Annotated in this window: 9 protein-coding genes and 2 tRNA genes; 6 read left to right on the forward strand and 5 right to left on the reverse strand. The window is 52.3% G+C overall.

The window, feature by feature from the left end; translation table 11 throughout:
• The first annotated feature begins 357 nt into the window (after window positions 1-357).
• The 6 genes from ychF (at window position 358) to F4Y64_00845 (ending at window position 3,894) form a co-directional block, all read left to right on the forward strand.
• Window positions 358-1,455, forward strand: a complete 1,098-nt coding sequence (gene ychF / locus F4Y64_00820) for a redox-regulated ATPase YchF (GenBank protein ID MXX96146.1) — start codon at window positions 358-360, stop codon at window positions 1,453-1,455.
• Between the two features lie 77 nt (window positions 1,456-1,532).
• A complete protein-coding gene (locus F4Y64_00825) occupies window positions 1,533-2,762 on the forward strand; it encodes an ABC transporter permease (GenBank protein MXX96147.1) in 1,230 nt (409 codons plus the stop codon).
• A gap of 68 nt (window positions 2,763-2,830) precedes the next feature.
• A complete protein-coding gene (gene rpmB / locus F4Y64_00830; protein MXX96148.1) occupies window positions 2,831-3,067 on the forward strand; it encodes a 50S ribosomal protein L28 in 237 nt (78 codons plus the stop codon).
• 17 nt (window positions 3,068-3,084) lie between these two features.
• Window positions 3,085-3,258, forward strand: a complete 174-nt coding sequence (gene rpmG, locus F4Y64_00835) for a 50S ribosomal protein L33 (protein ID MXX96149.1) — start codon at window positions 3,085-3,087, stop codon at window positions 3,256-3,258.
• A 181-nt stretch (window positions 3,259-3,439) separates the two neighbouring features.
• Window positions 3,440-3,516, forward strand: a tRNA-Pro gene (locus F4Y64_00840).
• A gap of 307 nt (window positions 3,517-3,823) precedes the next feature.
• Window positions 3,824-3,894: transfer RNA gene (locus F4Y64_00845), tRNA-Cys, on the forward strand.
• Window positions 3,895-3,901: 7 nt separating this feature from the next.
• Here F4Y64_00845 and dnaB read toward each other — a convergent pair.
• The 5 genes from dnaB to F4Y64_00870 form a co-directional block, all read right to left on the reverse strand.
• Window positions 3,902-5,341, reverse strand: coding sequence for a replicative DNA helicase (dnaB, locus tag F4Y64_00850; GenBank protein ID MXX96150.1), 1,440 nt, complete (start codon window positions 5,339-5,341; stop codon window positions 3,902-3,904).
• A gap of 13 nt (window positions 5,342-5,354) precedes the next feature.
• Window positions 5,355-6,047, reverse strand: a complete 693-nt coding sequence (locus tag F4Y64_00855; protein MXX96151.1) for a uracil-DNA glycosylase — start codon at window positions 6,045-6,047, stop codon at window positions 5,355-5,357.
• A gap of 104 nt (window positions 6,048-6,151) precedes the next feature.
• Window positions 6,152-7,366, reverse strand: a complete 1,215-nt coding sequence (gene coaBC, locus F4Y64_00860) for a bifunctional phosphopantothenoylcysteine decarboxylase/phosphopantothenate--cysteine ligase CoaBC (GenBank protein MXX96152.1) — start codon at window positions 7,364-7,366, stop codon at window positions 6,152-6,154.
• On the reverse strand, window positions 7,359-7,916 hold the full coding sequence (locus tag F4Y64_00865) for a guanylate kinase (protein ID MXX96153.1): 558 nt from the start codon (window positions 7,914-7,916) through the stop codon (window positions 7,359-7,361). Before F4Y64_00865 ends, coaBC begins: the two co-directional genes overlap by 8 nt.
• A 695-nt stretch (window positions 7,917-8,611) precedes the next feature.
• The gene (locus F4Y64_00870) at window positions 8,612-9,481 is read right to left on the reverse strand and encodes a hypothetical protein (GenBank protein ID MXX96154.1); all 870 of its coding nucleotides are present in this window, start codon (window positions 9,479-9,481) and stop codon (window positions 8,612-8,614) included.
• Window positions 9,482-9,695: the final 214 nt, after the last annotated feature.

A 9,695-nucleotide genomic window follows, 5' to 3' on the forward strand; every position in this document is an offset into this window, starting at 1 on the left:
ATTGTTTACACATCAGAGGCAATCGGCGTTCATTCTGTGTCAAATAGGACCGCTATTCCAGTTTAATGGATCAAGCTTTTCGACTGCATCCATTAGTGAGTCCGATGAGGATAACAGACAAAACGCATGCCCATTTTTCATTAACTCTGAATAGGCCAGCATATCGACCAATCAGTAAACAAGGCCTGACAATGAGCCTCGCTGCCCGGCGAACGTATAAGGAGTTGGAATGCCAAGAGTAACAAAGAGAGCGTCTTAGACAAGCGTACAACTCTGAGCATATCATCTCTGCAAAACCGATCACTCATTTGATCGGAGATCAGCCACATCCCAGCCAAAATTTGATAGTTCCGGGCAATGTCTCTCAATTGTGGTATCGTTGGATTACCCAATATTGGGAAATCCACTCTGTTTAATGCGCTGAGCGGGGTTGGCGCAGTCGCAGCAAATTATCCGTTCTGCACGATAGATCCCAATCGAGGAATTGTGCCCGTGCCGGATGAACGACTGGAACAACTGGCTGCCATTTCCCCGCCCGAACGAGTTGTCCCAACCACGATAGAGTTTGTAGATATTGCGGGACTCGTCGCCGGCGCATCCCGCGGCGAAGGACTGGGGAATGCATTTCTGGGGCATATTCGACAGGTAGATGCGCTGATACATGTTGTGCGTTGTTTCGATGCTTCCGGGATCTCCCATATTGCCGGGAACGTAGATCCAGAGCGAGACATTGAGGTTGTGAACACGGAACTCTTATTGAAAGATTTGGAAACGGCGGAGCGCTTTGCTGAAAAGTGGGAGAAAGCGGCGAAAGGAGGAGAGGCAGATGCGGTTGCAAAGGCTGCGTTTGCAAAACGCCTCGTTACCCATCTGTCACAGGGCAACCCCGCGCGGCTCTTAAGTGATCTCTCCCACAAAGAACAGAACTATATGGGGGGATTATTTCTCTTAACCAGCAGGCCAGTTCTTTATATTGCGAACGTGGGGGAGACAGATTTGCCTCAGGGCAATGGCTGGGCCGAACAAGTTCGGAGGATTGCCGCCAGAGAGCGGGCAGAATGCCTGATCCTGAGCGCAGAGTTCGAGGCGCAGTTGTCAGACCTGGAGGAGGAAGAAAAAGCCGTTTTCCTGGCAGGTGAAGGGCTGCAGGCAGATGGACTGCAACGCTTAATCCAGAGAGCATATAAATTATTGGACCTTATTACGTTCTTTACACATGGACCAAAGGAAACACGAGCGTGGACCGTCAAAAACGGAACACGTGCTCCACAGGCAGGAGGACAAATCCATAGCGACTTTGAACGCGGATTCATCCGCGCAGAGACCGTGCGGGTCGAAGACTTGATTCGCGTAGGCTCCGAGGCCGCCGCGCGCGCGTCGGGGATTATGCGGTCCGAAGGCAAGGAGTACGTCGTACAAGATGGAGATGTGATCCTTTTTCGATTCAATGTATAGCCTATCCCGAATCCGAAGCAAGCCTACAGGTCTGGCCCGAGGCGTATGACCACAGCAAGGAAACTCAAATCCCAGGGATGAATTATCGACTATTTATTGCACAACGGTACTTGCACAGCCAGCAGCGAATCCCGCTGGTTACGATTATTTCGGGGATTTCTATGGCCGGTGTGGCCGTCGGTGTCGCTGCGCTGATTGTGGTTTTGTCTGTCATGAACGGGTTTTATGATGTGGTGAGAGACCTGCTCGTTTCCATGGACCCGCATGTTCGCATCGTCGCGGAGCCTGGAGGTGGATTGCCGCAGGAAGAAGCAAACAGGATCGCCGAACAAGCCAAGCAGATTCCGCAGGTTCTAAGCGCGGAGCCCTACGTTGAAGGGAAAGCCCTCCTGGTAACTGTCTCACAGTCAGAAGTCAACCGCGTTGTCGTCCTGCGAGGTGTGGCGGATAATGCCATGGGAGCGGGACTCGTAGCCGGGGAGTTTGACACCAGCGAACAGGGAATGGTGATGGGATTCAGCCTGGGGCAGCGCCTGGGGCTGTCTCCAGGCTCTGAGAACAGCCGGGCAATGCTGTTTTCTGCACAAGGGCTGGGGCAAATGCTCACACGCGTCTTCTCTCCGCCAGCGGTACAAGAATTTGAGGTAAGAGGGTTATATAAACTTGAAGAGACCTACGACAACACGCATGTATTTATTGGAATCAGTGAGGCACAGGACATTTTTCATCTGAACGGTGCCGTTACCGGGATCGAATTACGACTCACCGACCTGGGGCAGGCACAGCAGGTGAAGCAAGCACTTGAAGCCGCCTATCCCAGCGGGCTAAGGGTTCAAACCTGGTACGACCTTCAGCGCTCTCTCTATGATGTTATGCAGCTGGAAAAATGGGGGGCATCCATCATACTGGTTCTCATCTGCGTGGTCGCAGCGTTCAGTATTGTGGGGTCGCTCACCATGGTTGTTGTGGAAAAGAAACGGGACATTGGCGTTCTGCAGGCGATGGGGGCCACTTCTAGGGATATTCGGCAACTATTCCTCGTGCAGGGCGGGATGATCGGGCTGATTGGTGCCGGAACCGGGTTCGTGGTAGGGCTCGGGATATTGCTCCTCCAGAAATATTTTCAACTTGTCCCGCTCCTGGGGGCAGAGTCCTTTGTAATCGAAGCCTACCCGGTTTCGATTCAGATCCTGGACTTGGTTCTCATCTTGGGGGTTTCGTTTGGTTTGTGCTTGATCGCCGCGCTCTACCCGGCGTGGCGTGCAGCACGGAGTGAGCCGAGCCAAGCCGTTACCCGGGGTCACTGATTTGGGAACCGTTTGGCAAAAGGATTCATATAAGCCGGTCGCCCAAAACAGGAAAGGGGTAAAAACCAATGGCACGTAAGGATCAATTGGATGGCAAAGGGCCCATGTCGGGCAACCATGTCTCACATGCGCATAACAAGACGCGTCGTCGATTTGGAGTAAATCTTCAGACGAAACGGTTTTATCTACCCGAACAAAAGCGGTGGGTGAAGCTGAGGGTTTCGGCGAAAACGATCAAGACCATCAACAAGAAAGGAGTTGAGGCAGTATTGCGTGAAGCGCGGGCGCAAGGTATCTCGGTCTAAATAGATAAGACTGTAACATGGCACGGAAAGGAAAAGACGTTAGACAAAAAATAATCCTTGAATGTACGGAGGCTCCGGGTACGAGCCGGTATTCAACGGTCAAGAATCGGCGTAACACGACGGGTCGACTGGAGCTCAAAAAGTACAATTCGGCACTACGAAAGCACACACTGCATAGGGAGATCAAGTAAAGATGGCCAAGAAACAATCGTTTGGAGACAAGGTCCTCAAGCGCCGTCAAGAGCGAAAAGTGATGGCCAAGCTCGTTGTTGCGGAAAAGAAGCCAAACGGGAGCTTCCGCTTCAGAGAAAAGATAGTTCCGCAGGAAGACGTTCGCGCGGAATTGAAAGCCGTCACGTAGACCATCCGATTCGGGGCGTAGCTCAGCCCGGTAGAGCACTGCGTTTGGGACGCAGAAGTCGTCGGTTCAAATCCGGCCGCCCCGACCACGCGGATACCAGTTCTATTACATACAGGCGCCCGTAGCTCAACTGGATAGAGCAGCGGACTTCTGCAGCAAAAGCGGGCCGCTGGCTGGAAACGGCCAGCGAGTAAGTGGTCAAATTCGGGGAAGCCTACGGAACAGAGGTCCACGGTAATCCCGAGCCAAGCCCCAAGGGGAAGGTGTAGAGACTAGACGGCCACCCCTTCCTTCAGGCATAACTGAAAAAGGTGAAGAGATAGTCCAGGGAGTCGGGAAACCGGCACAAACCTGAATCCGCAGGTTGCAGGTTCGAGTCCTGCCGGGCGTGCCAAGGTGACGTGGCCGAGTGGCTAGGCAGAGGCCTGCAAAGCCTTGTACGGCGGTTCGAATCCGCCCGTCACCTCATTACATCAGACAGACCAGTCCTCGAGTTCGGGGGTATAGTCCTCCTGTCGCCGATACACTTCGAGATTTGAAAAGCGGGCGAAGTCCGTCTCAAAGTTAAGCTTGACGGTCCCGGTTGGACCGTTCCGGTGCTTGCCCACAATGATCTCCGCGACTCCTTTGGTTGAGTGACCATCTTTATCGGCCTCGATGCCGTAATACGATGCACGATAGATAAATGCGACGACATCGGCGTCCTGTTCAATTGCACCACTCTCACGCAGGTCCGACAATTGTGGTCGCCTGTCTTTTCGATCCTCCGCATTTCGATTTAACTGACTGAGTGCGATCACAGGAATATCAAGCTCTTTTGCAAGTCCTTTGAGAGAGCGAGAGATATTTGCGATTTCCTGCTCTCGGTTATCCCTGCTCTGCCCCTCCATGAGTTGCAGGTAATCGACCAGCACAAGCCCAATATTATGTTCAGACTTTAATCGGCGGCATTTAGCGCGTAATTCCAAGACCCCCAAACCATCCGAATCGTCAATAAAGATCGGAGCGAGGCCCAATTTTCCAGCGGCATCCACAACAGCGTGAAGATCGTTCTGGCTCAGCTTTCCCGTACGGGCATTCTGGGCATTTACCTTGGCTTCGGAGGTCAGCAGGCGCTGAGTAAGTTGCCGAGCACTCATTTCCAGGGAGAAAATTGCGCAACTTACGGGGTTCTGGGAGGCCAAGGCCGCGTTACGTGCGCACGATAGGGCGAACGCAGTTTTCCCCATTGACGGTCGACCGGCAATGATAACTAGGTCAGAGTCCTGCCATCCACCAGTCAATTTGTCGAGATCTGTAAATCCGCTGGTTACTCCGGAAAGGCCTCCTGGTCGATCCGCAATGCTTTGGATATGGTCAATCGTTTCCCGCACCACGTCTTTTAGGTTTTTTGCTGACCGGCGAACCTGGCTTTCAGAGATGGAAAAGAGGTCCTTTTCTGCTGCGTCAAGGAGCTCAAACGCATCGGCTGCCGGGTCATAAGCTTCTGTGATCCGCTTACCCATTGCTCCAATAAGTTTGCGCAAGAGAGCTTTCTGGCTTATGATGCGTGCGTGGTGTTCCGTATTTGCGGAAGTTGCGACATGTTCAGTAAGGTCATTCAGGTATGAAATGCCACCAACGAAGTCCAGCTGCTTAGTTGCTCTCAAGTGCTCAGCAACCGTAATGATATCTATGGGTTGCCCCTTAGCAGAAAGATCTAAAAGGGCTTGATATATTTTTTTATGCTTCGGGAAATAGAAGGCATCAGCAGGCAGGATTTCCGTTGCAATGCTTACGGCCTCTGGATCAATCAACGTTGCTCCCAGGACATACTTCTCAACCTCAACAGCCTGAGGAGGAATACGCCCCGAGGAATCCTGCAAATTCTCAACCAGGATGGAGCCCCACGAGGAAATTGCTTCGCTTTGCATGGTGTTAGAGGGTCTATAGAGCCGAGTACAGCTGTCGTAGGAGTTTCAAGTCTTCCCAGGCTGGGCGCTTCCAGTTCTGATTTCGTAAAAGAGCTGCCGGGTGATAGGTAGCAAGCAGCGTGCTTCCATGGTAGGGGTGAGCCTGCCCTCGCAGTCTTCCAAGAGGAGCACCGGTTCCAAGCAAGGTCTGACAAGCGATCCGCCCTAGACAGAGAATAAATTTAGGTTGAATAAGGGACATTTGCCGGTAGAGAACAGGCAGATGGGCAGCAATCTCGTCAGGCTTCGGGTCACGGTTCCTGGGAGGGCGGGATTTGAGAATATTTGCAATAAAGATCTCGTTCCGGGATAGATGGATTGCCGCGATCATTTTGTCAAGCAGTTGACCGGCCCGACCGACAAAGGGCCTGCCTTGTCGATCTTCGTCCGCTCCAGGTGCCTCGCCAACAAGCATGATGTTTGCGTGTGGGTTTCCCTCGCCAAAAACAGCATGCGTACGCTGCGCATCAATCGGAACGAGAACCGAGGAGTCTACGTAGTCCTGGAGCGCATCGAGGGATCGGATCTGGTGTACAGGGTTCTGTGCGTCAACCAGGTCCATGATCTTCCGTGCAAATAAATTTGTTTGCTCTAATGGGATAAGCGGGCCGTGTAGGCCTGCCTCCGCAGAGAGGCTGTCTTTAAGGTGATGAAGTGCGGAGGTCATTGCACACATGTGCTTGAAAGCCAAAATAGTTGTACCCGCACGAGATAAAATTACTGTGCAATTATTGTGTGATCCTGTCGAGATTCCCGGCAGTTTTCAACACTTTATGCACAATCAGTCAAGATTCGATCCAGAAGGGCTGTGGCAACCTCCTCTTTCGACATTACCTCCAATGGGAAGGACGAGCCATCTTTCCCGATGAGAGTCACGCGATTGGTTCCCGTACCGAAGCCGGCACCTTCTTCGGTCAGGTTGTTAAGGACAATCCAGTCCAGGTTCTTATCGGTGAGTTTTTTCCGGGCGTTCGCAAGACCGTTTTCCGTCTCCATGGCGAAGCCGACCAGGACTTGATCATTCCGACGTCGTTTCCCCAGCTTCGCGAGGATATCAGAGGTTCGGTGCAGCCGGAGCGTAAGTTGATCCTCCTGTTTCTTGATTTTTGAAGAAAGAGTCTCATCTGGCGCATAATCCGCCACCGCCGCCGCCATAAAGACAAAATCCGCATCCTTATGGGCCAAGACCGCTTCAAGCATTTCTGCGCTCGTGGTGATATCAATGCGCCGCACCCCATCAGGAGTGTTTAACAACGTAGGACCGGTCACCAATGTCACCTGTGCTCCACGCCGGACAAGATCTTTTGCAAGAGCAAAGCCCATCGTACCGGTCGAATGGTTGGTCAGAACTCGAACGGGATCGATGGGCTCACGTGTGGGGCCGGCAGTGACCAGAGCATGCTTGCCACGCAACTCGTCAGGCAAAAGGGACGCAATCCGTTCGAGGATATCTTCCGCATCCGGGAGGCGGCCCAGCCCAACGAGCCCACTGGCCAGTTCTCCATAGCTGGGAGGCAGCACATGGTAGCCGAATCCTTGGAGGCGTTTCAGGTTCAAGCGGACGGAAGGATGCATATACATATCATGATCCATGGCCGGGCATATCAGTATCGGGCAGCGGGCCGCCAGCGCGGTTGCGGTCAGCATATTGTCCGAAAACCCATTCGCCAATTTTGCCAGAGTCTGGGCTGTTGCGGGTGCAATCACGAAGAGGTCTGCCCAATGCCCCAAAGTGATGTGCTTGGTCCAGGTGTCCTCTTCTGTCCCATCGAACAGGTCTGTGAGCACACTTCGACCAGACAAGGTTGCCAGGGTTGTCGGTGAGATAAACTGAGACGCCCCCTGCGTTGCCAGGACCTGTACTTCGGTACCAAGCTTTCGCAGCCGACGAATCAATTCGGCAGCCTTGTATGCAGCGATACTTCCGGTCACGCCGAGAAGAAGGCGCTTACCATGCAGTTCTGTAATTCGGCTTGATTCACTCATCGTGAAGGTAGTCCCTAATTAGCGCAATCGCTTCCGTTGCAGCTCTATCGAGAGAATCGTTTACCACTAGAGCATCGAATTGATCAGCACAGGCAAGTTCAAGCTCTGCTCTTTGCAGCCGCAGATCAAGTGTCTCTGCGGATTCTGTACCCCGGTTGTTCAGGCGGTTTTTTAGTTCAGTTTCCGATGGTGGAGCAACGAAGATAAAGAACCCGCCGTAAGCAGAGCGAACCCGGGCAGCCCCTTTGACGTCAATATCAAGCAACAGAGGACCATCGGACTCTGTGAGGGCAGAGAGTGGTGTCCCATAGAAACGCCCGGGGTACACCTCCTCATATTCGAGGAGGGCCTCTTCGGCAATCAGGCGCTCAAATTCTGGCACGGAAACGAAATAATATTCCCGGCCATGTTGTTCATAGGAGCGCGGAGGCCTTGTCGTTACGGATACAGATAGTTGCATAGACGGGAATTCTTCCAGCACCCGTTGTGCGAGGCTGGATTTTCCGGCACCGCTTGGTGCCGTCAGACCAACGAGTTTCCGTCGTGACATCATGGGAGAGCAAAGGTGTTACTGAGAAAAAAGATCGCACTCGGCCCGAGCTCAATAAAGCAAACTTACGAACCGTGTTAGATATGAACAGAGCGTTCGCCGCGTGTGTTCTCTTAATTGCAAAGAGGGAGCCCGCCATGCACTGGTTTCTTGCAGTCTCTTTTAGTTTCATAATGTCAAAAATATCTATATACTAAATCACAAGATGGAGGCGGCGAATTAACGTATCGTGCTGGCGGGTGGGGATCCCATGTCAGCACGGATTACATTGTTGGTTAAGATGCAAGGGTAGTTGCGATCGCGGAATAGATCCAGCGCTGGCCCGAGGCTTGCTGAAACGAAACGCATAGAAAGACGCGCCCGTCTCGACGTTCAGGGACATCCTCTCTCGTAGGTATCAGAGCCAATTAGTTGATTCCCACTTTCTGGTCGAATGAAATGCATCCACAACTAGCTTTGTAGAGAGTAGCACTCCCCGATAGGAGACGATTATTGTCGTCAATCGTGGCGACCGTCTAAGTGCCGAGCAAATCGGATAGATCTCCAGATCCGAGAGTGAAACAAGCGACAAATTCCTTATCATAGGTATTCCGGTCGGGCCGCGCCGATTGATAACATTTAGCGAGAACCGGCAAAAATTTGGGCAAGAAAGCAATGTGCCTTGAAGGGAAGTTCAAATGGCAACAATAGGTGATCTAGAAATCGATTATAACGTCACGCCCGAAGGTGATACCCGCTACCTCGGCTGCTCCCCGGATAATCTTTATTTTCAATTGATTGCTGAGATACGTCCCGGCTACCCAACCTCCCGGCAGATTTCTGTATTTCTCGGCCATGTCTGGTCTGTCTGGATATAGTTCTACAGCGGACCGAGCAACATACTTCCTTTTGTGCCCTCGGAATGCGGGATGTTCGGAGCAACGCTGGAGAAAGGTTGGATCACTTTTCGCGAGTTCGCTTAGTATGAGAACCATTGCGTCTATAGCAGGACCGTAAGAAAAGCGCTCGCCGAGAAGGACAAAAGATCTCTTATCCGTTGACTTGATATTCCTCGGCACTTTGGTTTCACGGGAGGAAGTACCGCCACGGGGTTTAGGGGGGTGGACTGGAACGAGGACATCGGCTGTCAACTTTCGTGACAAGAAATTCAAAATATCTTTTTCATCGGGTCGTATACCAGATTTTGATTCCACGGCATCAGTCAATAGTTCAACTAGCTGCTTGTCTTTTCTTTCTACGAGTTCGTGCCAACTTTCGGGGATTGCTTCCCGTGCGGCCAATCGCCGGTTTTTGTTGCGATATTCCTTACGTGCTGTTTCAAGTGCTTCTCCTGAAGCAACCCGTTCTTGGTCGAGATAGCGGTACAATACTTCGGCGGACTCGCTTGCGGATCGTTCGAATAGGTCTAGCATGAAGACTCGCCGATCCTCGTAGCTCCCGTGCTCGGCTGGCAGATAGAAACTCCATGTTTTACCGTCGGTGAGTGTAACAAACTGCGCACCCTCATGAAACGCATATTCCAGGGCCTGCCTCACACCGCCCTCCGCCTTGCCTAGACGCTTCACTTCCAAGAAACATTTCGGTTTCTTGGATGGGGCACATAGGGCGAAATCGACACGGCCTTCGCCCGTCGAATATTCAGGCCAGACAGTAGTGGTATCGAACACGTTCCATCCGAGATCGCTCAGGATAGGCAGGACAATGCCCTGAGAGATGGACGGTTCATTAGATCTTATAGCAGGACGGTTCTGCCTGATTAGCGCTACCTTAGCGCGATCC

It is taken from the genome of Rhodothermaceae bacterium (assembly GCA_009838195.1).
Lineage (GTDB): Bacteria > Bacteroidota > Rhodothermia > Rhodothermales > Bin80 > Bin80.